Source organism: Oryzisolibacter sp. LB2S, from assembly GCF_040732315.1.
GTDB lineage: Bacteria > Pseudomonadota > Gammaproteobacteria > Burkholderiales > Burkholderiaceae_C > Alicycliphilus > Alicycliphilus soli.
In genome coordinates, this window is the sequence record NZ_CP160388.1 from 3490449 (window position 1) to 3514755 (window position 24307).

Consider the following 24307-nt stretch of genomic DNA (forward strand, 5'->3'; position numbering starts at 1 on the left):
AAACGGCCAACTACGGGCGTGAGCAGCTATTCCTTTTGACAGTCCGCACGGGCGCACAATTGGAGCTGACGTACATCAAACCATCGCCCCAACCCAGCTACCGACCATGAGCACCAGCGCCCCCACCCTTCCCCCCATTGCCTTCATCGGCGGCGGCAACATGGCCAGCGCCATCATCGGCGGACTGATCCGCCGCGGCCAGCCCGCCGGCCAGATCGAGGTGGTCGAGCCCCTGGAGTCCGCGCGTGCCATGCTCGCGCAGCAGTTCGGCATCGCGGCACAGGCCGCGCCCACGGCGGCGCTCGCGCGTGTCGGGCTGGTGGTCTGGGCCGTCAAGCCGCAGACCTTCAAGGAGGCCGCGCAGCAGGCGGCGCCGCACACCGCGGGCGCGCTGCACCTGAGCGTGGCCGCGGGCATACGCACGGCCAGCATCGCCCAATGGCTGGGCAGCGAGCGCATCGTGCGCGCCATGCCCAACACGCCGGCCCTGATCGGCCAGGGCATGACCGGCCTGTACGCGGCCAGCGGCGTCGGCGCGCAGGAGCGCGCGCTGGTCGAGCAGGTCATCGCCACCACGGGCAGTCATCTGTGGGTGGAGCAGGAGCCGCTGCTCGACGCCGTCACGGCCCTGTCGGGCTCGGGCCCGGCCTATGTGTTCTATTTCCTCGAGGCCATGACCACGGCCGGCGTGGACATGGGCCTCACGCGCGAGCAGGCACGCCAGCTCGCAGTCACCACCTTCTCCGGCGCGGCCGAGCTCGCGCGCCGCTCGAGCGAAACCCTGGCCCAGCTGCGCCAGCGCGTGACCTCCAAGGGCGGCACCACACATGCGGCCATCGAATCCATGGAGGCCGACCAGATCGCCCAGCGCTTCATGCGTGCACTCGACGCGGCCGAGCACCGCGCGCGCGAGCTCGGTGACGAGTTCGGCAGCGCCGCCTGAGCGTGGCTTGGGAGCGGCGCCCCCGGCCGCCGCTCAGCGCAGCGCAAACCCCAGCGCCACGCCCGCGAAGATGGCCACGCCAATCCAGTGGCTCTTGCTGAAGGCGACGAAGCAGCCCTCGCGCGTGCGGCCGCGGATCAGCGTGTAGTGCCACGCCACCTGCGCCGCCGCCACGGCCAGGCCCAGCCACAGCGGCCAGCCCAGGCCCAGGGGCGCGAGCACCGCGGCCGTGAGCGCCAGGCACAGCACGAAGAACAGCATGATGGCCGCCACGTCGAAGCGCCCGAGCGTGATGGCCGAGGTCTTCATGCCGATCTTGAGATCGTCGTCGCGGTCCACCATGGCGTACTCGGTGTCATAGGCCAGCACCAGAAACATGTTGGCCAGCCACAGCACCCAGGCCTGGCCCGGCACGCGGCCCAGCACGGCGGCAAAGGCAATCACGATGCCGAAGTTGAACGCAATGCCCAGAAAGGCCTGGGGCATGGCGAAGAAGCGCTTGGTGAACGGGTAGAGGATGGTGAAGGCCACGGCCGGCACCGACCAGGCCACGGCCTCCCAGCGCGTGGTCAGCACCAGCGCCAGGGCGACGAGCGCCAGCACCGCGCCGACCAGCGCCGCCTCCTTCACGCCGAGCTGACCGCTGGTGATGGGCCGCTCGGTGGTGCGCTTGACATGGCGGTCGAAGTCGCGGTCGGCAATGTCGTTGATGCAGCAGCCGGCGCTGCGCATGAGCACCGTGCCGGCCACGAACACGATCAGCAGATGCCAGCCCGGAAAGCCCCCGGCCGCCACCCACAGCGCCACCAGCGTGGGCCACACCAGCACCAGCCAGCCGGCCGGGCGGTTGAAGCGGATCAGGTCGAGATAGAGGGACAGGCGGCTGCGCGGGGTGGAGGACATGGGCTGGTCAAAAGCAAAAAAGGGCCGAAGCCCTTGTGTATGAAGCGCTGGAAGCTATCAATCTTCTAGCAGCGAGCGCAGCATCCACGCCGTCTGCTCGTGCACCGTCATGCGCTGGGTGAGCAGGTCGGCCGTGGGCTCGTCGCAGGCCTTGTCGGCCAGCGGGAAGAGCTCGCGCGCGGTGCGGGCCACGGCCTCGTGGCCAAGCACCAGGATGCGCACCATCTCCAGTGCCTTGGGCGGCTCGGCGGGCGCGTCGGCGATGGAGGCGAGCTTGCCGAACGCCGCATAGGAGCCCGGCGCCACATGGCCCAGCGCGCGGATGCGCTCGGCGATCGGGTCGGCCGCGTTCCACAGCTCGGTGTACTGCTCCATAAACATGGTGTGCAGGGTGTTGAACATGGGCCCCGTCACGTTCCAGTGGAAGTTGTGCGTGGTCAGGTACAGCGTGTAGGTGTCGGCCAGCAGGCGCGACAGCCCCTGTGCGATGGCGGCGCGGTCCTTGTCGCTGATGCCGATGCGGATGCCGGGTGCGGCGATGCCCTGTTCGGCGGCGGAGGTCTTGGGTGCCTTGGTGGTTTTTGTGGCTTTGGCCATTGTTCACTCCTTGGTTGACATGCAACAACTGTAGCGCACTGACGTGGCCGCGCCATGACTTGTGGCAATCACCGGCATAGCCATCGACGGCCCGATCAGCTCAGGCGCTTGACGCCCGGCAGCTCGCAGGCATAGATGGCGTTGCGCAGCGCGGCGATGGCCTCGTAGCGCGTGAAGCTGCGCCGCCACACCAGCACCACGCGGCGCATGGGCGGGGCGCTGCCGTCGGTCTCGACCACGGGCAGGTAGCGGATATGCGCGTCGTCACTCTTGCGCCGGCGCGCGCCCGTATGCAGCGCGTCGCGCGGCACGGACAGGCGCGGCACCAGTGTCACGCCCATGCCGGCCGAGACCATGTGCTTGATGGTCTCGAGCGACGAACCCTCGAAGGTGCGGCGTATGCCCTCGGCATTGCTCGCAAAACGCGCGAACTCGGGGCAGACCTCGAGCACATGGTCGCGAAAGCAGTGTCCCGCGCCGAGCAGCAGCATGGTCTCGTTCTTGAGCTCCAGCGCCGACACCGACCTGCGCTCGGCCAGCGGGTGGCTGGCGGGCACGGCCGCGAGAAAGGGCTCGTCATACAGCGGCGCGATGGCCAGGCCCGTGTCGGGAAAGGGCTCGGCGAGGATGGCGCAGTCGATCTCTCCCGTGCGCAGCATCTCCAGCAGCTTGACCGTGAAGTTCTCCTGCAGCATCAGCGGCATCTGCGGCGTGCGCGCGATGGAGTGGCGCACGAGCTCGGGCAGCAGATAGGGGCCTATGGTGTAGATCACGCCCAGCGTCAGCGGGCCGGCCAGCGGGTCCTTGCCGCGCTTGGCGATCTCCTTGATCTCGGCCGCCTGCTCCAGCACGCTCTGCGCCTGGCGCACGATCTCCTCGCCCAGCGCCGTCACCGAGACATCGCCCGCGCTGCGCTCGAAGATCTTCACGTCGAGCTCGTCCTCGAGCTTTTTCACGGCCACCGACAGCGTCGGCTGCGAGACATAGCAGGCGTCGGCCGCACGGCCGAAATGCTTTTCGCGCGCGACGGCGACGATGTACTTGAGTTCTGTGAGCGTCATGGGATGTTGGGCCGGCTGGGTCGGATCATTGCGCTGTACCGGGCTGTGGTGCACCACGGCCGCAGACACATTACACCTTCAATCACGCCTTCAGGTAGTCCGATTTTCCACCGAGCCAGCGCTGGACATGCCGCTCGGCCAGCTGCGGGTGGCGGTCGAGCATCACGGGCGCGACCTCGCGCGCCCAGTCGAGCAGCAGCGTATCGGTGGCCAGGTCGGCAAAGCGCAGCAGCGCGTCGCCCGACTGGCGCGCGCCCAAAAATTCGCCCGGCCCGCGGATGTCGAGGTCGCGCCGCGCGATCTCGAAGCCGTCATTGGTCTCGGCCATGGCCTTGAGGCGGTCGCGCGCGGTCTCGCCCAGGCGGCCCGAGTCGCCCGTGGAGTACAGCAGCACGCAGGCCGAGGCCGCCGCGCCGCGCCCCACGCGCCCGCGCAGCTGGTGCAGCTGCGACAGGCCGAAGCGCTCGGCATGCTCGATGACCATGAGCGAGGCATTGGGCACATCCACGCCGACCTCGATGACGGTGGTGGAGACCAGCACGCCCATGGTCCCGCTCTTGAATTCCTCCATCACGGCCTTTTTCTCGGCCGTGGGCATGCGCGAGTGCAGCAGGCCCACGCTCACGCCCTGCAGGGCCTCGGCCAGCTCCGCATGCGTGGCCGTGGCGTTGGACAGGTCCAGCGCCTCGCTCTCCTCGATGAGTGGGCAGACCCAGTACACCTGCCGGCCCGCGGCCACCTGCGCGCCTATGCGTTCGACGACCTCGTGCCGGCGGCTGTCGGCGATGAGCTTGGTGACCACGGGCGTGCGCCCGGGCGGCAGTTCGTCGATGGTGGACACGTCCAGATCCGCGTAGTAGCTCATGGCCAGGGTGCGCGGAATCGGCGTGGCGCTCATCATCAGCATGTGCGGCTCCATGGCGTCGCTGCTGCCGTCGCTGTGCAGCTTCTGCCGCAGCGCCAGGCGCTGGGCCACGCCGAAGCGGTGCTGCTCGTCGATCACGGCCAGCGCCAGGTTCTTGAAGCGCACCTGCTCCTGGATCACCGCATGCGTGCCCACGACCAGGGCCGCGCTGCCGCTCTCGATCCGCTCGAGCATGGCGGCGCGCTCCTTCTTCTTCTGCCCGCCGACGAGCCAGGCCACCTGCTGGCCGCGCACGGCCAGGAGCGGCTCGAGCCAGCCTATGAGCTTGGCGAAATGCTGCTCGGCCAGGATCTCGGTCGGCGCCATCAGCGCGCATTGCCAGCCCGCGTCGATGCACACGGTGGCCGCGAGCGCCGCGACCACGGTCTTGCCCGAGCCCACGTCGCCCTGCAGCAGCCGGTGCATGGGCACGGCCCGCGCGAGGTCGCGCGCGATCTCCTCGCAGACGCGGCGCTGCGCGGCCGTGAGGTCAAACGGCAGCCGGGCCAGCAGCTGCTCGTGCAGCGCGCCGGCGCCGGCCTCGGGCCGCGGGCGCAGCACCGGGGCGCGCAGGCGCGCGCGCTCGCGCTTGGCCGTGAGCTGCGAGAGCTGCTGCGCGAGCAGTTCCTCGGCCTTCAGGCGTTGCCAGGCCGGGTGGCTGTGGTCCTGCAGCGTGGCCAGCGCCACATCGGGCGTGGGGTGATGCAAAAACAATAGCGATTCGCGCAGACTCCACGGGCGCTGCAGGCCATTTGTTCTATCAAACCGCGCGAGCGGCGGCTCCAGGCCCGGCGGCAGGGTCTCGGGCAGCTGCACGCGTGAGAGCGCCGTGGCAATGGCGCGGCGCAGATAGGCCTGGGGCAGCTGCGCCACCGTGGGGTAGACGGGCGTGAGCGCCGCGGGCAGCTCCCCTTCGGCCTTGCGGAACGCCGGGTGCACCATCTGCCGGCCCCAGAAGCCGCCGCGCACCTCGCCGCGCACGCGCAGGCGCGCGCCCACGGCCAGGGTCTTCTGGTGCGAGGGGTAGAAGCTGAAGAAGCGCAGTTCGCAGCTGCCCGTGCCGTCCTCCACCGTCACCACGAGCTGGCGGCGCGGGCGCAGCTGCACCTCGCTGGCCGTGACCGTGGCCTCGATCTGCACCGTCTCGCCCTCGCGCGCGCTCCTGATCGGCGTGATGCGGGTTTCGTCCTCGTAGCGCAACGGCAGGTGCAGGGCCAGGTCGATGTCGCGCGTCAGACCCAGCTTGACCAGGGCCTGCTGGGCGGGGCTCTTGCGCTCCGTCATCGCCGCCGCCATGGCGCAGGCGCCGGCGCTGCCGCCTCTGATACACAGCAACAATTAAAATATCTGGTTACCAACTTCATTGTGACCAAGCTTCATGCTCAAGCGCATCGACGTGCGGCATCTCAGTCTGGGAATGTACCTGCACGAGTTCTGCGGCTCATGGATAGAGCACCCGTTCTGGCGGACGCGCTTCCTGCTGGAGGATGCGCAGGATCTGGCACGCATACGCGAGACGCAGATCCGGGAGGTGTGGATAGACACGGACAAGGGCCTGGACCTGCCCGAGAGCGCCACGCCTGCCGCTGCGACCGCCCCCACGGCGGCCAAGACACCGGTCCACGGCGATGACGCCCAGCCAGCCCCGCCGCCCACGCCCTCACCTGCGCCTCTCCCCGCAGCCGCAGAGCCCGCGACGCTGCACGAGGAGCTGCACCGCGCGGCCGCCATCTGCGCCCATGCCAAGGAGGCCGTCATCTCCATGTTTGCCGAGGCGCGCATGGGCCAGGCCATAGACCTCGCGGGCGCGCAGGATCTGGTCAACGACATCTCCGACTCGGTGCGGCGCCACCCCCATGCGCTGCTGAGCCTGGCGCGCGTCAAGACGGCGGACGAGTACACCTACATGCACTCGGTGGCGGTGAGCGCGCTGATGGTGGCGCTGACGCGGCAGATCGGCCTGGACGAGGACGGCTGCCGCATGGCGGGCCTGGCCGGCCTGCTGCACGACCTGGGCAAGGCCCAGATTCCGCTGGAGATACTGAACAAGCCCGGCAGGCTCACCGACGAGGAGTTCGCCATCGTGCGCTGCCATCCCGCGATCGGCCACGCCATGCTGCAGGGCAACGGCGTGCCCCCTCCCGTGCTCGACGCCTGTCTGCACCACCACGAGAAGATCGACGGCACGGGCTATCCGGACCGGCTCGCCCAGGACGACATCGGCACGCTGGCGCGCATGACGGCGATCTGCGACGTGTACGACGCCGTCACCTCCCACCGCCCGTACAAGCGCGGCTGGGACCCTGCCGAGGCGCTGCGCCGCATGGCGGAGTGGACGCGCGGCCATCTGGACAGCCGGCTGTTCCAGGCCTTTGTCAAAAGCCTGGGCATCTACCCCGTGGGCTCGCTGCTGCGCCTGAGCTCGGGACGCCTGGCGGTCGTCACGCGGCAAAGCGATGAGTCCCTCACCACGCCCCATGTGCGCGTGTTCTTCTCCACGCGCTCGGGCATGCGCATCCCACCCTACGAGCTCGACCTGTCGGCACCCGACTGCAGGGAGCGCATAGCGGGGCGCGAAGACCCCGAGCGCTGGCAGTTCCCCGATCTGGACCGGCTCTGGGCCGATACCCCGCACCCGCCCTGACGGGCGCAGGGTACCGCGGGATTTGGGACAATCGCCGGCTTCTTCTTGGAACGGGCCCGTCCGGCCCTCAAGCAACGCATGTCCTCCCCATCCCACCCGTTCACGCTCAGCGACTTCGACTTCGCGCTGCCCGAATCCCTCATTGCCCAGCATCCCGCGCCCGAGCGCAGCGCCTCGCGCCTGCTCGACGCGCGCAGGCATCCGCCCACCGACCGCATCTTTCGCGAGCTGCCCGAGCTGCTCGCGCCCGGCGACCTCGTCGTCTTCAACGACACGCGCGTGCTCAAGGCGCGCTTGTTCGGCGAGAAGGCCAGCGGCGGCCGGCTGGAGCTGCTCATCGAGCGCGTGCTCACGCCCGGCGAGGTCGTGGCCCACATGAAGGTCAGCAAGAAGCCGCTGCCCGGCGCCACCGTGCACCTGGCCGGCGGCCTGGCCGCGGGAGGGTTCGACGCGCGCCTGCTCGGGCGCTGGCCCGACGCCGACGGCCCGCTGTTTCGCTTCGAGCTGCAGGGCCCGGCGGGCGAGAGCGCCTGGGAGCTCATGCAGCGCCACGGCCACCTGCCGCTGCCGCCCTACATAGAGCGCCAGCAGAACGCCGCTCACGACCCCGACGCGGCCGAGGACGCCGAGCGCTACCAGACGGTGTTTGCGCGCACGCCCGGCGCCGTGGCCGCGCCCACGGCCGCGCTGCATTTCGACCAGGGGGTGCTGGATGCGCTGGACGCGCGCGGCATCGAACGCGCCAGCGTCACCCTGCATGTGGGTGCGGGCACCTTCCAGCCCGTCAAGACCGAGAACCTGGCCGAGCACCGCATGCACAGCGAGTGGTACGACATCCCTGCGGCCACGCTGGCCGCCCTGGAGCGCTGCCGCGCGCGCGGCGGGCGCGTGGTGGCCGTGGGCACGACCACGGTGCGCACGCTCGAGTCCTGGGCCCAGACCGGCCGGACCACGGGCGACACCAGCATCTTCATCACGCCGGGCTTCGGCTTCCGGGTCGTGGATCTGCTCATCACCAACTTCCACCTGCCCAAGAGCACGCTGATGATGCTGGTCAGCGCCTTCGCGGGCTACGAGCAGGTGATGGCGCTGTACCGCCACGCCATCGCCGAGCAGTACCGCTTCTTCAGCTACGGCGACGCCATGCTGCTCGAGCGCCAGGGCGAGCGCGCATGAGCCCCGGGCCCGCCAAGCCCCTGCGGTGGCGATGACGCGCGCCGACCATCGCGGCACGGCCCTGGCGGGCATCGCGCTCACCGTGGGCGCATGCGCCTGCTTTGCGCTGCTCGACACCTCCACCAAGCTCGTGAGCGCAACCACGCCGCTGGTGCTGGCCCTGTGGCTGCGCTACCTGTTCCAGTCGCTGTTCACCTGCGCCTACGTGCTGCCGCGCACCGGCTGGCGCTGGCCGCGCACGGCCCACCCGCGCTTTCAGGTGCTGCGCGCGCTGCTGTTTGGCGCAACCAGCCTGTTCGGCATCTTCAGCATCCATGTCATGCCGCTGGCCGAGTTCACCGCCGTCGTCGCCGCCACGCCGCTGTGCGTGACGCTGGTGGCCGCGCTCTGGCTGCGCCAGCCCGTGAGCGCGCTGCGCTGGCTGCTCGTGGCCACGGGCCTGGCCAGCGTGCTGCTGATACTGCGCCCGGGCGGCGGGGGTGCCGGCGCCGGCTGGGCCCTGGTGCTGCCGCTGTGCATGCTGGCCTGCGGCACGGGCTACCAGATCCTGAGCAGCCGCATGGCCACCCGGGAAGAGCCCGCCACCACGCAGTTCTACACAAGCTGGATCGCCGCGGCGCTGATGACGCTGACCGCGCCCTTCGTGTGGACGGCCATCACCAGCGCCTGGGTCTGGCTGGGCCTCGCGCTCATGGGACTGTCGAGCGCACTCGGCCACATGCTGCTGCTCAGGGCCTACGCGCTCGCGACGCCGGCCACCATCGCCCCGTTTCTCTACAGCCAGATCGCGTTCGCCATGCTCGCGGGCTGGGCCGTGTACGGCCACATGCCCGACCACTGGTCCCTGCTGGGCATGGGCCTGATCGCGGCCAGCGGTGCGGCGAGCACCTGGCTGACCGTGCGCGAGACGCGTTGAGCATCAAAAACAATAGCTGCCAGCGCTTTATGCACAAGCGCTGGAGGCTATTTTTACCTCACATCCAGAGCGGTTGACGGCCTGGGGGCGCAGGCCTATCGTGCAGACCATGGCTGCCCGCATGTCCACACGCTCGGCGCCGGAGCAGCTGCGGCGCGACGAACGCGCGGCGATCCTGCGTCGCCGGCGCCGGGCCGGCTTTGACAATGCGCGCGCACGCCAGCTGCCCACCGTGGGGCTGGCGCTGTCGGGCGGGGGCGTGCGCAGCGCCACCTTCGGCCTGGGCCTGCTGCGCGGGCTCGCGGCGCAGGAGCTGCTCACGCGCGTGGACTACCTGTCCACGATCTCGGGCGGCGGCTATGTGGGCGCCATGCTCGGGCGGCTGATAGCGGCGCTGGGCCTCGAGGCGGCGCAGCAGCGGCTCGCCGAGGGCAACTCGCAGGTGCTCGACTGGCTGCGCAGCAATGGCCGCTACCTCACGCCGGCGGGCTCGCGCGACGTCGGCGTCCTCATCGTGAGCTATCTGCGCGCCTTCCTGGCCGTGCACATCGAGGCCTTCTTCGCCCTCATGCCCGTGGCCCTGCTGCTCACGCTGCCGCACCTGCTGCAGCTGCACCTGGACCTGCTCGACGCCACGGCCTGGGACGGCTGGCCCTCGCCCTGGCTGGCGCTGGCCCTGCTGTGGGCCGCGGCCCTGCTGCCCGGCCTGCTTGTGGGCTACTGGGCCGCGCCCGAGACGCGCAGCCCCGAGCTCGGCGGCCGCCGCCTCTACCCGGCCGACAGCCTTTTGCTCGCGGCGCTCATCGCCCTGGCGCTGTTCGTGAGCCTGCTGCCGGGCAAGCCGCCGCTGCTTCAGGCCTGGCGCCTGGCCCATCCCGTCGTGCCGCTGCTGGCGCTGGCGCTGTGGTCGGCGGCGCTGGGCCATGCGGGCGCCATGGTCTGGCTGGCGCGCGCGCACGAGGTCCGAGCCCTGGCCGTGGCCAGGCTGCGCCACCGCCTCACCTACGGGCTGCGCGCCGCGCTGCTGGGCACCGTGCTGCTGGCCTGCGCTGGCGTGCTGGACTGGCTCAGCTGGCAGCTGCTGCTGATGCTCTCGAGCGCCGCGCCGCCGCAATGGGTGTGGGGCGGGCTGGGCCTGGGCGGCGCGCTGCTCTTGGCGCTGCGCGCCCTGGCGCCGGTGCTGCAGCAGCTGGCCATCCAGGCGCAGGCCCGCCACACGCTGGCGCCGGGCCCGGTGGTCCTGAACGCAGCCGGCCACCTCGGGGCCGTGGTGCTGCTGCTGGCGTGGCTGCTGGCCGTGCAGTGGTGGGTGTTCGCCCCGGACCCGCTGGAGGTGCTGGGCGACTGGCCGGCCTGGCTGCGCTGGGCCCTGCTGGCCGTGCTGGCGCTGGCCTGGTGGCTGACCACGGGGCGGCTGCCGCAGGCGGCCAATGCCTCGTCGCTCTCGGGCTTCTACCAGGCGCGGCTGGTGCGCGCCTGGATGGCCGTGGGCAACCCGCGCCGCGGCCTGTGCACGCCGTTCACGCCGGCCGACGAGCGTCTGCGCAACGTGACCGAGGTGGCCGAGGACGACGACATCGCCCTCACCGCGCACCGCCCGGAGCTGCGCGGCGGCCCGCTGCACCTGATAGGCGCCTGCCTGAACCAGACGCGCAGCGACGCCTCGGGCCTGTTCAACGCCGACCGCAAGGGGCTGCTGACCATCGCCTCGGCCCGCGCGCTAGAGGTCGGGCCGCAAGAGGTGGTGCGCTGGGAGGCGGGCGACATGGCAGGCCCCGCGGCCCGCAGCGCCGGCACGCTCGGGCGCTGGGTGGCCGTCTCGGGCGCCGCGGCCGCGCCGGGCGCGGGCGCCTACACCTCGCGCGGCTGGGCGCTGGTGATGTTTCTGCTGGGCATACGCCTGGGGCACTGGATCGCCTCGCCCCTGCCGCAGTCCCTGCCACGCCTGAAGTCCTGGCTCTGGCGGCATGCCGCCAAGCCGCTGATGCTGTGGAGCGAGGCCCGCGCCACCTTCTTCGGCCCCGCGCGGCCCTGGTGGTATCTGTCCGACGGCGGCCACTTCGACAACACGGGCGTGTACGCGCTGATCAAGCGCGAGTGCGACTTCATCATCCTCGCCGACGCCAGCGCCGACCCCGAGTACCGCTTTGCCGACATCGAGAACCTGGTGCGCAAGGCGCGCATCGACCTGGACGCGGAGATCGAGTTCTACTCGCGCCAGGAGGCCGCGCGCCTGCTGAGCCTGTCGGGCGACGGCCTGACCGTGCTCTCGCCCGACGAGCTGGTCGACAACAGCACGCGCCGCGGCGTGCTGCTCGCGCGCATACGCTACCGCCGCAGCGACCCCGCCCATGGCGAGCGCGAGGCCACGCTGCTCGTCATCAAGCCCAATCTGCATGTGGGGCTGGACCTGGACCTGCTGGCCTACGCGCAGCGCCATCCGCGCTTTCCGCATGAGTCCACGGGCGACCAGTTCTTCGACGAGGCGCAGTGGGAGAGCTACCAGCGCCTGGGCCAGGACATGGGCCTGGCGCTCTATGACCGCTGGCTGGGCCAGCTGCCCGGCTGGGACCGGGTGCAGCTGCACCGGCTGGCGCAGACCGCGCGCCTGTACCGGCCGCCCGAGGTCCAGCCACCGCAGCCCGCGGACGCCCAGGCCGGCGTGCCACGCTGGCGCCGCGGCGTGGGCGCGGCAGCGATAGGCACCTCGGTGGGTCTGGGCGTGACGGGCACGCTGCTGCTGTCACTGTGGCAGGTACAGGAGCAGCTCAACCGCGCGGCCGACAGCGAGCAGGCCGCCATGCGCCAGCTGCTCGGCGACGCCTCCAGGGAGCTGCTGGCCGCGGCCGGCAGCTGTGTGCGCGTGGGCGCGCAGACGCTGGGCCATGTGGAGCAGCTGCGCGCGCTCGACGGCAGCGCGCGGCTCGACGCCGCCCAGCAGGTCACCGTCACCCGGCTGCTCGACCGCCTGAAGGCGCAGTGCCAGGCCGGCCCCGCGCTGCCGCAGTCATGCGGCCCGACCGAGCAGGCGCATCAGAAGGAGTTGTGCGAGGTGGCGCTCATGCTGCGCAGTGACGGCAGCGCCCTCAACTACTGGCACCCGCCCCGCAGCCAGCCCGATGCCCGTAGGCTCGCTTCATCCCTGTGGGCACAGCTGCTCGGCCGCACACCGGAGCGCGCCGCGCCGCTGGCCTGGAACGCCCCATTTGAGACCGCCCAGGCGGCCGCGCTCCAGAGCGCCTGCCGCGAGGGCACGCGGCTCTACCTGCAGATCTACGACGAGGCCATGCGCCCGCGCGCCGAGCTGCTGCGCCAGCGGCTGCTCGAGGCCGGCCTGCCCCTGAAGGCCCCCATAGAGAACGTGACACGCAGCGCCACCCTGCGCCAGCAGCGCCCGCCCGTGCCCTGGCAGCAGCCCACGCTCGTCGTGCACGACCCCCAGGTCCGCGACTGCGCACAGGCGCTGGCCCAGGCGCTGCAGCAGCGCTGGAGCCCGCCGGCGGGCGGTCAGGTCCTGGTCACGCCGCTGCCCGCGCGCCTCAAGGGCCAGCCGAACACCCTGGAGCTCTGGCTGCCGGCGCCGCCGCCCGGCGGCATGGGCGGTGGGCAGGCGCCTGACAGCCAAAAACAATAGCTGCCGGCGCTTTGCTGGCAAGCACTTCAGCCCTATTTGACCTAGAAGGCGACGGCGCAGCCATCCTTGCGCGGGTCGGAGCCGGCGATGTAGCAGTCCCCCTGGCGCAGCACGAGCTGCGCGCCGCCGAAGGCGAACACGCCGTTGCCCGTCTCCACCGTGACCTCGTGGCCCAGGGCGCGCAGCCGCTCGACCACGGCGGGGTCGAAGTGCGGCTCCACGGCCAGGCCGCGCCCGCCCGTCACGCGCCAGCGCGGCGCGTCGGCCGCGGCCTGGGGGTTCTGGCCGTAGCGCAGCACGCGCAGCGCCATCTGCACATGGCCCTGGCTCTGCATGGGCCCGCCCATGACGCCAAAGGCCATCAGCGGCCGGCCGTCGGCATGCATGGCAAAGGCCGGGATGATGGTGTGCGACGGACGCTTGCCCGGGCCGACCTCGTTCGCATGGCCGGGGATGAGGCTGAAGCCATGGCCGCGGTTCTGCAGGCTGATGCCCGTGCCCGGCACCACCACGCCCGAGCCAAAGCCCATGTAGTTGGACTGGATGAACGAGACCATCATGCCCTGCGCATCGGCCGCGGCCAGGTACACCGTGCCGCCGGGGCGCGGCGCGCCGTGGACGGGATCGCCCGCGCGCGTGGGGTCGATCAGCGCGGCGCGTGCGCGCAGATAGTCGGGCGCGAGCAACTCGGCGGGCGCCACGCGCATGTGGTCGCTATCGGCGTTGTATCGGTGCAGGTCGGCCAGCGCCAGCTTCATGGCCTCTATGCTCGCGTGCACGGTCTGCACCTCATCGACACCCTGCGCGCCCACGCCATGGGCGTCCAGCATGCCCAGCGCCATGAGCGCGGCAATGCCCTGGCCGTTGGGCGGTATCTCGTGGATCACCGCGTCGCCAAAGCGCTGGCTCACCGTGCCCACCCAGTCGGCCCGGTGGGCGGCCAGGTCCTCGAGCGTGAGCGCGCCGCCATGGGCCCGGGCATGCGCCACCATTTGCTCTGCCAGCGCGCCGCGGTAGAAGTCCTCGCCCTCGGTGGCCGCGATGCGCTCGAGCGTGCGCGCATGGGCCTCGCTGCGAAAGATCTCGCCCACGTGCGGGGGCCGCCCACCGGGCAGAAAGCATTCGGCAAAGCCGGGCTGGTCACCGAGCCTGGCCGCGCCCAGCCGCCACAGGCGCGCGATGACGGGCGAGACCGCAAAGCCCTGGCGCGCGTAGCCGATCGCGGGCTGCGCCAGCCGTGCCAGCGGCAGCGTGCCGAAGCGCCGGTGCAGCGCCACCCAGGCGGACACGGCGCCGGGCACGGTGACGGCGTTCCAGCCCTTCTCGGGAATGCCGCCCAGGCGCGCGAAATACTCGGGCGTCCAGGCCGCGGGCGCGCGGCCCGAGGCGTTCAGGCCGTGCAGCTGCCGGCCGTCCCAGACGATGGCAAAGCCGTCGCTGCCCAGGCCGCAGCCCGTGGGCTCGACCACGGTGAGCGCCATGGCCGAGGCAATCGCCGCGTCCACCGCGTTGCCGCCGGCCTGCAGCATGGCCAGGCCCGCCTGGGCCGCGAGCGGCTGCGAGGTGGCGACGACGTTGCGCCCCAGCACCGCGCTGCGCCGCGAGGCATAGGGCTGGTTCCAGTCGAGCTGCTGCATGGTGGTCGCTGTGCCGTGGTGATGGCCGTATCAATAGCCATGTTGCACGCGAAACGCACGCGCCTGGCCGAAATGCCCACAGCCGATGAAGGGCTGGGGCGGGCGCAGCGCCGACAGCGGCGAGGGGTGGTTGGCCGTGAGCACCAGATGGCCGCGGTCCTGCGGGATGAGGGCGCGCTTGGACTGGGCATGCGCGCCCCAGAGCATGAAGACCACGGGCCGCTGCCCCTGGGCCACATGGCGGATCACGGCGTCGGTGAGCAGCTCCCAGCCACGGCCCGCGTGGCTTGCGGCCTGGCCCTCCTCCACCGTGAGGCAGGTGTTGAGCAGCAGCACGCCGTTTCTGGCCCAGGCCACCAGGCTGCCGCCGGGCTCGGGAAATGGCGGAAACGGCACGCCCAGGTCACGCCGCATCTCCTTGAAGATGTTCTGCAGCGAGGGCGGCAGGCGCACGCCCGGCGCCACCGAGAACGCCAGCCCCTCGGCCTGGCCGCGCCCGTGGTAGGGGTCCTGGCCCAGGATGACCACGCGCACGGCCTCGGGCGGCGTGAGCTCGAGCGCGCGCAGCGGCCGCGGCGGGAAGATGCTGGCCCCGGCCTGCAGGCGTGCGCTGAGAAAGGCGAGCAGCGCCTGGCCGCGCGCGCCGGCAAAAAAATCGTCGACCAGCGGCCGCCAGAGCGGCGCGACGGGCCAGTCGGCGGGGCTGGCACTGGCCAGCTGGGTCGACGCATCGGCGGACATTTCTTGCATCCGACAGACCTCCAGCGCTTGTCCATCAAGCGCGAACAGCTATGGTTACGATAGTGAATCGCTGCCGTTGTCCACGCGGTTGCGGCCCTGCTGCTTGGCGCGGTACAGGTGGGCATCGGCGCGGGCCAGCAGATCCTCGGGAGTGCTGGCGGCGTCGGGCACCTGGGCGGCCACGCCCAGGCTGATGGTGACCACGTCCGCCACGGGCGACGCGCCGTGCACGATGCCCAGCGCGCGCACGGCGTGGCAGAGCACGCCGGCGATCTCGCTGGCGTCCTCGAGGTCGCATTCGGGCAGCAGGCAGGCGAACTCCTCGCCGCCATAGCGCGCCACCAGATCGTGTGACCGCCCCAGCCGGCTGCGCAGCTCGTGGGCCACCACGCGCAGGCAGGCATCGCCGCGCGGATGGCCGTAGAGGTCGTTGAACGGCTTGAAGTGGTCGACGTCCAGCAGCACCAATGCCAGCGGCTTGCCACTGCGCATGCAGCGGCGCCATTCGCTCTGCAGCTGCTGGTCGAAATGGCGCCGGTTGGCAATGCCCGTGAGGCTGTCCGCGTAGGCCAGCCTGTGCAGCGCCTCGCTTTGCGCGAGCTGCGCGGTCCGGTCGTGGAAGATGGCCAAGACATGCGCGCCAAAGACCAGCCCGCCGATGGCGACGACGCGCTGCGTGCCGTCCTGGGACGTGATGCGGTAGTCGTGCTCGGGGATCTGGCCATCGCCCTGCCTGGCCTGCTCCAGCGCCCGCGACCAGGTCTCCACCACCTGCTGTCGGTATGCGGGGTCGGGATAGGCCTGCAGCGACCAGGCGTGCAGCGTGGGCGCCTCGGACTCACCCAGGCCGAAGTCCTGCAGAAAGCGCCGGTTGCGAAAGTAGATGCGCCTGTGCGCGTCGACCATGCACAGGCCCAGGGGCATCTCGTTCATCAGATGCTGCAGCACGCGCTCGGTCTCCTGCAGCTGCAGCGCCTGCCGCTTGGTGTCGGTGATGTCGTCGACGTAGCCATGCCAGAGCACGGCGCCACTCTCCAGCCGCTGGGGCCGCGCCACGTCGCGCAGCCAGCGCTCGCCGTACCCGGGCAGGTTGACGCGGTACTCGTGGCGCCAGTCGGCCAGCGTGCACTCCGCCTCGCGCAGCCTGTACGCGCCCAGTTGCACATCATCGGGATGCACGCGTGCCAGCAGCGGGGCGGCATCCTCGCGCAGCGCGTCGGGTGTGAGGCCGAAGAGGTCCGCCACGCCGGGACTCGCGTAGGGGAAATGCTCGCGCCCGTCGGGCTCGCGCTGGTACTGGTAGAGCATGCCGGGCAGGCTTTCCGCAAGGCGGTTCAGCAGCTCCCTTTGCCGGCGCTGCTCGGCCACGAGCCAGCGCATCCGCAGGTTCTGCCCGCGCCGGTAGCGCAGCATCAGCAGCGCTCCGGTCGCGACCACCAGCCCTGCCAGCAGATACGCGATGGCCAGGCCCCGAGCCTGCGCGCGCCATTCCGCATACACCATGCTCACGGGCCTGCCGACCCCGGTCACGAGCGGCCCGTCCATGTGCAGCGCCGCTGGCTGCACGGTGCGCAAGGCCATCAGGTAGGGCGCGCCCTGCTCGTACACGGGCCCGAGCGGCATCGAGGCCGGCTGGCCGCTGGCCAGGTGGCGCGTGAATGCACAGTCGCGCCGTGGCGTGTCACGCCCCGCGGGCGCCTCATCGTCGCCGAGCATCAGATAAGGCTGGCCATCGCCATGGGTCAGCCCGCTGAGCATGTCCGGCGCATAGCGCACGGACTGCAGCAGGGACTGAAAGAGTCGCGTGTCGAGCGATGCCGTCACCATGGCGGCCAGCTCGCCCTGGGGTCCGAGCAAGGCCCGGCCGAGCACCAGCACGCTGTCGCCCGACAGGCCGGTGCGGGGCTGCCCCACGAACAGGGTGTCGGCATGCGCCGAGCGCAATGCGGACCGAAAGTACTCGCGGCCACTGAGGTCCCGTCCCGCGAGCGCGGCATTGCTGGAGGCCAGCACCCGTCCGTGCGCGTCCAGCAGACTGAAATCGCGCACGGCCGGTATGGCATCCGCAAACGTGCGCAGGCGCTCCTCCAGCCGCGCCCGCCCGTCGGCCCGGCAGCCGCCCTGCTGCAGATCGGCCCGCAGGCCGGCGAGCGCGTGATGGATGGCCTGCAGCTGCGGCACGAGGTTGTCGTGCAGCACCCCGGCCTGCTGGCTCAGCAGCGCGCGCTCGCGCTGCTCCGTGCGCTGGTACTCACCCCAGGAATATGCGGCGAGCACCATGCCGAGCAGCAGCCAGACGAGCGCCAGCCACCACAGCGGACGCAGCCACGCCCGCTCGGGCGGGCGTCGCATGGTCGGGGCCGCGCAGGCCGCTCCCATGGGCTCAGGCAAACAGCCGCGCCAAGGCCTGCCCCGGCTCGCCGGCGCGCATGAAGGCCTCGCCGACGAGGAAGGCGTTCACGCCAGCATCGCGCATCAGGCGCACGTCGGCGGGCGTGAGGATGCCCGACTCGGTCACCAGCAGGCGGTCGGCGGGCACCTCGCGGCGCAGCTCCAGCGTGGTCTGCAGGCTGACCTCGAAGCTGCGCAGATTGCGGTTGTTGATGCCCACGAGCGGGGTCTTCAACTTCAGCGCGCGCTCGAGCTCATGGCCGTCGTGCACCTCGACGAGCACGGCCATGTCCAGGCCATGGGCGATGGCCTCCATCTCGGCCATGGCGCCGTCGTCCAGGCAGGCGGCGATGAGCAGCACGCAGTCCGCACCCATGGCGCGCGACTCGTAGATCTGGTAGGCGTCAACCATGAAGTCCTTGCGCAGCACGGGAAGCTGGCAGCTGGCGCGCGCCTGCTTCAGGTAATCGGGCTGGCCCTGGAAGAACTGGCGGTCGGTGAGCACCGACAGGCAGGCCGCGCTCACCCGGCCGTCGCCCTCGGCGTAGCTCTGGGCGATGTCGGCGGGGAAGAAGTCGGCGCGGATCACGCCCTTGCTCGGGCTGGCCTTCTTGATCTCGGCAATCACCGCGGCCTGGCCGGCGGCCATTTTTGCGCGCATGCTGCCGACGAAGTCGCGCGTGAGCACGCGGCTCTCGGCGTCGCGGCGCATGTCGGCAAACGGCATGCGCTTCTTCGCGGCGGCGACCTCGTCACGCTTGACGTCGACGATTTTGTTCAGGATGTCGGACACAGCACTTCCTCAATTCTTGGAATCATCGGGCCGCGGCGCGCGCAGCACCTTGCGGATGACGCGGTGCATCAACACGCCGACGACGATGAACAGCAGCGACACGCCGAGCACGATCCAGGTGCCGGGGTCTCGCCAGATGGGGGCGTCGAGCAGGCTCATGGCGCCGCTTGCTCAGGCCGCGCGCTCTTGCGTCCAGGCCGCGAACTCCCGCAGCTTGGCCAGGGCCGCGCCGCTGGCCAGCGCCTGCTGGGCACGCTGCAGGCCCTCGGCGATGGAGGGCACGACGTTGGCCGCATAGAGCGCGGCGCCGGCGTTCAGGCAGACGATGTCGTGCGCCGGACCCTCGCCCCCCTGCAGCACATCAAGCAGCATGGCCTTGGACTGCTCGGGGTTGTCCACGCGCAGCGCGCGCGTGCCGGCCATGCGCAGGCCGAAGTCCTCGGGGTGAATCTCGTACTCGCGCACCACGCCGTCCTTGAGCTCGCCCACCAGCGTGCCCGCGCCCAGGCTGATCTCGTCGAGCCCGTCCCGGCCATAGACCACGAGCGCGTGCTCGGCGCCCAGACGCTGCAGCGCGCGCACCTGTATGCCCACCAGGTCCTCGTGGAACACGCCCATGAGGATGTTGGGCGCGCCCGCGGGGTTGGTCAGTGGCCCCAGGATGTTGAAGATGGTGCGCACGCCGAGCTCCTTGCGCACCGGCGCCACGTTCTTCATGGCCGGGTGGTGGTTGGGCGCGAACATGAAGCCTATGCCCACGTCGGCGATGCATTGCGCGATCTGCGCCGGCGTGAGGTGGATGTTCACGCCCAGGGCCTCCATGGCGTCCGCGCTGCCCGAGGTGCTGCTCACGCTGCGCCCGCCATGCTTGCTGACCTTGCCGCCCGCGGCGGCGATCACGAAGGTGGCGCAGGTGGAGATGTTGAAGGTGCCCGCGCCGTCGCCACCCGTGCCCACGATGTCCACGAGATGCGTGGTGTCGGCCACCTGCACCTTGGTGGAGAACTCGCGCATCACCTGGGCCGCGGCCGTGATCTCGCCAATCGTTTCCTTCTTCACGCGCAGGCCGGTGATGATGGCCGCCGTCATCACGGGCGAGAGCTCGCCGCCCATGATCATGCGCATCAGGTGCAGCATCTCGTCATGGAAGATCTCGCGGTGCTCTATGGTGCGCTGCAGCGCCTCCTGCGGGGTGATGGTGCTCATGGTTGCCTCATTTTTGGCTCAGGTAGCGATACCCATTGGATACCCATTGACCCCGTCATCCCCGCGAAGGCGGGGATCCAGGCGCCACACAAGCAGTTGATTCATCACTGCTGTGGATCCCCGCCTTCGCGGGGATGACGGTGGATTGTGCAAGCATCGCGTGCAATCAACAGGCATGGCTACTTTTATCTCGTTTTTGATAGCTGCTCGCGCTTGTCTGGCGCTCGTCACAGCCGATTTCTTCTCTTATGCCTGCTGCAGGAAGTTCTTCAGCATGGCGTGGCCATGCTCGGTCAGGATGCTCTCGGGGTGGAACTGCACGCCCTCGACGGCCAGCTCGCGGTGGCGCACACCCTGGATCTCGCCGTCCTCGCTCGTGGCGGTCACCACCAGGCAGTCGGGCAGCGTGGCGCGCTCGATCGCGAGCGAGTGGTAGCGGTTCACGGTGAACTGGCGCGGCAGTCCGGCGAACACGCCTTGCTCGTCCGTGGTGATGACGCTGGTCTTGCCATGCATGAGCTGCTGCGCGCGCACTATGCGCCCGCCAAAGGCCGCGCCAATGCTCTGGTGGCCCAGGCACACGCCCAGGATGGGCAGCCTGCCGGCAAAGTGCCGGATCGCCGCCACCGACACGCCGGCCTCGGCGGGCGAGCAGGGGCCGGGCGAGATCACGAGCCGGTCGGGCGCGCGCGCGGCAATGCCCTCGAGCGTGATCTCGTCGTTGCGATACACCTCGACCTCGGCGCCAAGCTCGCCGAAGTACTGCACGATGTTGTAGGTGAAGCTGTCGTAGTTGTCGACCATCAGAAGCTTCATGGCGCATCCCCCGGCGCGCGCAGGCGCGCAAATTCCTCGTGCTCGTAGGCGATGTAGGCCTCCATCATGCTGCGGTAGATGGCCTCGATCACGTCGGGCTGGCCGCCCTCGGCCGCGGCGCGCGGGCGCACGCGGTCGATGATGGCCTCGATGCGCTCCTCGTCGCGCACCTGGCCCGCTTCCTTCTTGATCCGCGCGGCCTGGGTCATGTAGCCGCCGCGTGTCACCAGCAGGGGCACGAGGATGTCGTCGAGCGCGTCGATCTGCCGACGCACCTCCTCCATCGTGGTGCAGTGCCGTACGTTTTCGATCGCGCGCGTCATTCCAGACCTTCCTCTACCAATTCCGCCGCGCGCAGCAATGCGCGGGCCTTGTGTTCCGTTTCTTTCCATTCGAGCTCGGGCACCGAGTCCGCCACCACGCCCGCGGCCGCCTGCACGTAGAGCATGCCGTCCTTGACGATGCCCGTGCGGATGGCAATGGCCACGTCCATGTCGCCCGCGTAGCTCAGATAGCCGCAGGCTCCGCCGTACAGGCCGCGCTTGGTGGGCTCGAGCTCGTCGATCAGCTCCATGGCATGCACCTTGGGCGCGCCCGTGAGCGTGCCCGCGGGGAAGGTCGCCTTGAGCACGTCCATGCTGGTCATGCCCTCGTTGAGGATGCCCTCGACGTTGCTCACGATGTGCATGACATGGCTGTAGCGCTCGACGACGAAGGCCTCGGTCACCTTCACGCTGCCGGTCCTGGCAATGCGGCCGATGTCGTTGCGCGCGAGGTCGATGAGCATCACATGCTCGGCGCGCTCCTTCGGGTCATTGACGAGCTCCTGCTCGGCCGCCCTGTCCTTCTCGGGCGTGGCGCCGCGCGGACGCGTGCCGGCCAGCGGACGAATCGTGACCTTGGTGCCCTCCTCGGTGCGCTCCTGGCGCACCAGGATCTCGGGGCTCGCTCCCACCACCTGGAAGTCGCCAAAGTGGTAGTAATACATGTAGGGCGAGGGGTTGAGCGAGCGCAGCGCGCGGTACAGGCTCAGCGGACTCTGCGTGTAGCGCTTGTGGATGCGCTGGCCCACCTGCACCTGCATGAAGTCGCCCGCGGCGATCAGCTCCTTGGCGCGCTGCACGGCCGCCAGGTAATCCTCCTTGGCAAAGCTGCGCTGCGCGGGGTGGCTCTCGCTGGCGCGCACCTGCGGCGCGCTCACCGAATACTTGAGCTGGTCCTTGAGCTCGCGCAGGCGCTTCTTGGCCTTCGCATAGGCCTCACTCTGGGCCGGGTCGGCATAGACGATGAGATAGAGCTTGCCCGAAAGGTTGTCGATGACTGCCAGCTCCTCGCACTGCAGCAGCAGGATGTCGGGGCAGCCCAGGCTGTCGGGCGGGCAGGAGTTCTCGAGCTTTTTCTCGATGTAGCGCACCGCGTCGTAGCCGAAATAGCCCGCCAGCCCGCCGCAGAAGCGCGGCAGCCCCGGGCGCAGCGCCACCTTGAAGCGCTTTTGGTACTCGGCAATGAAGTCCAGCGGGTTGCCGGCGTGGGTCTCGACCACCTGGCCGTCGCTCACGACCTCGGTGCGCGCGGCATCGCCGAAGCCGCTGGCACGCAAGAGCGTGCGCGCGGGCAGGCCGATGAAGCTGTAGCGCCCGAAACGCTCGCCACCGACGACGGATTCGAGCAGAAAGCTGTTGCGGCCATCGCCCTTGCCATGGGCGAGCTTCAGATACAGGGACAGCGGGGTTTCCAGGTCCGCGAAGGCTTCCGCAATCATGGGGATGCGGTTGTAGCCCTCCAGGGCCAGGCTTTTGAATTCCAGTTCAGTGATCACGTCAGGAGATCCCAGCTCATGCGGCAGGCTGCAGGCCGTGCCGCGGGTTCATTCGGGAAGCGGCCCCTCCGGGAAGCGGGCCAGGGGTGCACGCCGGGCCGCGCCCAGGTGCGATCAGAAGTGGCAATGCGCTGGCTTGCGCCAGGGCCAGGCTCCCCGGTCGCTACGACCTGCAATGACGCGGCGGTGAATGAACATGGGCGCAGTGTAGCAAAGCGCCCCCGAACGGACGGCCAAGGCAGAGGAGGAGGTCGGCCTCCCTCGTGCGGAAATTACATATGGATAACACTTCAATATCACCATACATTTGTCGATACACTTGCTTGCAATCACGCAAACACCGGAGAACGCCCATGCGACTCAATGACATCAAGGTAGGGACGCGCCTGGCGCTCTCCTTTGGCCTGGTGCTGCTCATCACCGCCACCATCGCCGGCATCGGCGTCTGGCGCCTGCAGACCCTGGCCAACGAGACACAGCGGCTGACAAGCACCGACAACGAACGCCTGAGGGCGGCGGTGCAGTGGCGCCAGGGCATAGACCAGAACTGGATACGCACGCGTGCCGCGCTGCTCGATCCGGGCAACGACCGCCTGGCGGCCTGGAACGCGGAGATGGCCGAAACCTCCAAGGGCGTGGACGTGTCGCGCAAGGTGGTGGAACGACTGCTGCAATCCGACGAGGGGCGCCGCATGCTCGGCGACATCGACAGGGCGCGCGAGGCCTACCGCGGGCCGCGCGCCGAACTGTTCAAGCGCAAGGCCGCGGGCGAGGACGTGGCCCCGCTGGTGGACAGCCAGCTCAAGCCCCTGTCCGATGCCTATATCCAGACGCTGACGGCGCTGGAGGCACGTCAGCTGATGCTGTATGAACAGACGCGCGACCAGGCCGTGGCCGCGGCCTCGACCGGGCGCATGATCCTCGTCGCCGCCACCGTGGTGGCGCTGCTCCTGGGTGCGGTCGCCGCGCTGCTGCTGAGCCGCTCCATCACCGCCCCGCTGCATCTCGCCGTGCGCCGCGCCGGCCAGATCGCCGAGGGCGACCTGACCCAGCCCATCGATGCCCAGGGCCGCGACGAGGCGGCTGCCCTGCTGGGCGCGCTGCGCGACATGCAGGCCAGCCTGACGCGCGTGGTGGCCGATGTGCGCGCCAATGCCGAAGGCGTGGCAACGGCCAGCAGCCAGATTGCCCAGGGCAACCAGGACCTGTCGGCGCGCACCGAATCCCAGGCCAGCGCCCTTGAAGAAACGGCGGCCTCCATGGAACAGCTGGGCGCCACCGTGCGCCAGAACGCCGACAACGCCGCCCAGGCCAACCAGCTGGCCATGACCGCCAGCACCGTGGCCGTGCAGGGCGGCGAGGTGGTGGCCGAGGTGGTGGACACCATGCGCGGCATCAACGACGCCAGCCGCAAGATCGCCGACATCATCGGCGTCATCGACGGCATTGCCTTTCAGACCAACATCCTCGCGCTCAATGCCGCCGTCGAGGCCGCCCGCGCCGGTGAGCAGGGCCGCGGCTTTGCCGTGGTCGCCGGCGAGGTGCGCTCGCTGGCCCAGCGCAGCGCCGAGGCCGCCAAGGAGATCAAGCAGCTCATCACCGACAGCGTGCAGCGCGTGGAACAGGGCACGCAGCTCGTGGATCGGGCCGGCAGCACCATGACCGAGGTGGTGGGCGCGATCCGCCGCGTGACCGACATCATGGGTGAGATCAGCGCCGCCAGCCGCGAGCAGAGCAGCGGCGTGGCCCAGGTGGGCGAGGCCGTCACGCAGATGGACCAGGCCACGCAGCAGAACGCGGCCCTGGTGGAGGAAAGCGCCGCCGCCGCCGGCAGCCTGAACCAGCAGGCCGGCGAGCTCGTGCGCGCCGTGGCCGTGTTCAAGCTCACGGGCCATGGCCCGGCGGCCGCTGCACTCACTCCGCAGGCCCACGCGCCTATGGCTGCGCCCGCCACGGCCCCACGCGCCATGCCCAGGCCCGCCGCGCAATCGGCGCCCGCCGCCAGGCCGGCACCGCGCACACCGGCCAGGCAAGCCACGCCCGGGGTGAGCAGCACACCCGCCAGGGCAGCCGCCGCACCCGCGGCGCTGACGACCGCGGGAGACGACGACTGGGAAAGCTTCTGA

General features: G+C 70.4%; 19 protein-coding genes. 6 read left to right on the plus strand and 13 right to left on the minus strand.

Annotated features, from left to right (window positions below; all coding sequences use genetic code 11):
• Nucleotides 1-106 precede the first annotated feature (106 nt).
• Nucleotides 107-943 (plus strand): pyrroline-5-carboxylate reductase, encoded by an 837-nt coding sequence (proC, locus tag ABUE11_RS16525; protein ID WP_367066478.1) that lies wholly within the window; start codon nt 107-109, stop codon nt 941-943.
• Nucleotides 944-976: 33 nt separating this feature from the next.
• Here proC and ubiA read toward each other — a convergent pair whose 3' ends face one another.
• The 4 genes from ubiA to recG all read right to left on the minus strand — a co-directional run bounded on the left by ubiA (nt 977) and on the right by recG (nt 5704).
• Nucleotides 977-1846, minus strand: a complete 870-nt coding sequence (gene ubiA / locus ABUE11_RS16530) for a 4-hydroxybenzoate octaprenyltransferase (protein ID WP_367066479.1) — start codon at nt 1844-1846, stop codon at nt 977-979.
• A gap of 57 nt (nt 1847-1903) precedes the next feature.
• Nucleotides 1904-2443, minus strand: a complete 540-nt coding sequence (locus ABUE11_RS16535; protein WP_367066480.1) for a Dps family protein — start codon at nt 2441-2443, stop codon at nt 1904-1906.
• A 95-nt stretch (nt 2444-2538) separates the two neighbouring features.
• Nucleotides 2539-3504 (minus strand): LysR substrate-binding domain-containing protein, encoded by a 966-nt coding sequence (locus tag ABUE11_RS16540; RefSeq protein WP_367066481.1) that lies wholly within the window; start codon nt 3502-3504, stop codon nt 2539-2541.
• 82 nt (nt 3505-3586) lie between these two features.
• A complete protein-coding gene (gene recG / locus ABUE11_RS16545) occupies nt 3587-5704 on the minus strand; it encodes an ATP-dependent DNA helicase RecG (protein WP_367068850.1) in 2118 nt (705 codons plus the stop codon).
• 82 nt (nt 5705-5786) lie between these two features.
• On the opposite strand from recG, the gene ABUE11_RS16550 reads away from it, so the two are divergent.
• From ABUE11_RS16550 to ABUE11_RS16565, 4 genes are all read left to right on the plus strand, one after another.
• Nucleotides 5787-7052 carry an HD-GYP domain-containing protein gene (locus ABUE11_RS16550; RefSeq protein WP_367066483.1) on the plus strand — a complete coding sequence of 422 codons (1266 nt, stop codon included), beginning with the start codon at nt 5787-5789 and terminating at the stop codon, nt 7050-7052.
• A 78-nt stretch (nt 7053-7130) separates the two neighbouring features.
• On the plus strand, nt 7131-8228 hold the full coding sequence (gene queA, locus ABUE11_RS16555) for a tRNA preQ1(34) S-adenosylmethionine ribosyltransferase-isomerase QueA (protein WP_367066484.1): 1098 nt from the start codon (nt 7131-7133) through the stop codon (nt 8226-8228).
• A gap of 31 nt (nt 8229-8259) precedes the next feature.
• Entirely contained in the window at nt 8260-9144 is an 885-nt protein-coding gene (locus tag ABUE11_RS16560) for a DMT family transporter (protein ID WP_367068851.1), read from the plus strand.
• Nucleotides 9145-9265: 121 nt separating this feature from the next.
• Complete coding sequence (locus tag ABUE11_RS16565; RefSeq protein ID WP_367066486.1) at nt 9266-12778, plus strand: patatin-like phospholipase family protein; 3513 nt, start codon at nt 9266-9268, stop codon at nt 12776-12778.
• A gap of 41 nt (nt 12779-12819) precedes the next feature.
• Here the strand turns inward: ABUE11_RS16565 and ABUE11_RS16570 are convergent, their stop codons facing one another.
• From ABUE11_RS16570 to trpE, 9 genes are all read right to left on the minus strand, one after another.
• Entirely contained in the window at nt 12820-14415 is a 1596-nt protein-coding gene (locus ABUE11_RS16570) for a gamma-glutamyltransferase family protein (RefSeq protein WP_367066487.1), read from the minus strand.
• Between the two features lie 30 nt (nt 14416-14445).
• On the minus strand, nt 14446-15165 hold the full coding sequence (locus tag ABUE11_RS16575; protein ID WP_367066489.1) for a uracil-DNA glycosylase: 720 nt from the start codon (nt 15163-15165) through the stop codon (nt 14446-14448).
• 45 nt (nt 15166-15210) lie between these two features.
• Nucleotides 15211-17508, minus strand: a complete 2298-nt coding sequence (locus ABUE11_RS16580; RefSeq protein WP_367066490.1) for a diguanylate cyclase — start codon at nt 17506-17508, stop codon at nt 15211-15213.
• Between the two features lie 31 nt (nt 17509-17539).
• Nucleotides 17540-18340: an indole-3-glycerol phosphate synthase TrpC gene (trpC, locus tag ABUE11_RS16585; protein WP_367066491.1), complete on the minus strand. Its 801-nt coding sequence runs from the start codon at nt 18338-18340 to the stop codon at nt 17540-17542.
• Between the two features lie 9 nt (nt 18341-18349).
• Complete coding sequence (locus ABUE11_RS16590) at nt 18350-18499, minus strand: hypothetical protein (RefSeq protein WP_367066492.1); 150 nt, start codon at nt 18497-18499, stop codon at nt 18350-18352.
• Nucleotides 18500-18511: 12 nt separating this feature from the next.
• Nucleotides 18512-19546, minus strand: a complete 1035-nt coding sequence (gene trpD, locus ABUE11_RS16595) for an anthranilate phosphoribosyltransferase (protein ID WP_367066493.1) — start codon at nt 19544-19546, stop codon at nt 18512-18514.
• Between the two features lie 246 nt (nt 19547-19792).
• On the minus strand, nt 19793-20362 hold the full coding sequence (locus ABUE11_RS16600; protein WP_367066494.1) for an aminodeoxychorismate/anthranilate synthase component II: 570 nt from the start codon (nt 20360-20362) through the stop codon (nt 19793-19795).
• The gene (locus ABUE11_RS16605; protein ID WP_367066495.1) at nt 20359-20685 is read right to left on the minus strand and encodes a chorismate mutase; all 327 of its coding nucleotides are present in this window, start codon (nt 20683-20685) and stop codon (nt 20359-20361) included. Before ABUE11_RS16605 ends, ABUE11_RS16600 begins: the two co-directional genes overlap by 4 nt.
• Nucleotides 20682-22181 carry an anthranilate synthase component I gene (gene trpE, locus ABUE11_RS16610; RefSeq protein WP_367066497.1) on the minus strand — a complete coding sequence of 500 codons (1500 nt, stop codon included), beginning with the start codon at nt 22179-22181 and terminating at the stop codon, nt 20682-20684. Before trpE ends, ABUE11_RS16605 begins: the two co-directional genes overlap by 4 nt.
• A 353-nt stretch (nt 22182-22534) precedes the next feature.
• Here trpE and ABUE11_RS16615 point away from each other — a divergent pair, with 353 nt between their 5' ends.
• The gene (locus ABUE11_RS16615) at nt 22535-24307 is read left to right on the plus strand and encodes a methyl-accepting chemotaxis protein (protein ID WP_367066498.1); all 1773 of its coding nucleotides are present in this window, start codon (nt 22535-22537) and stop codon (nt 24305-24307) included.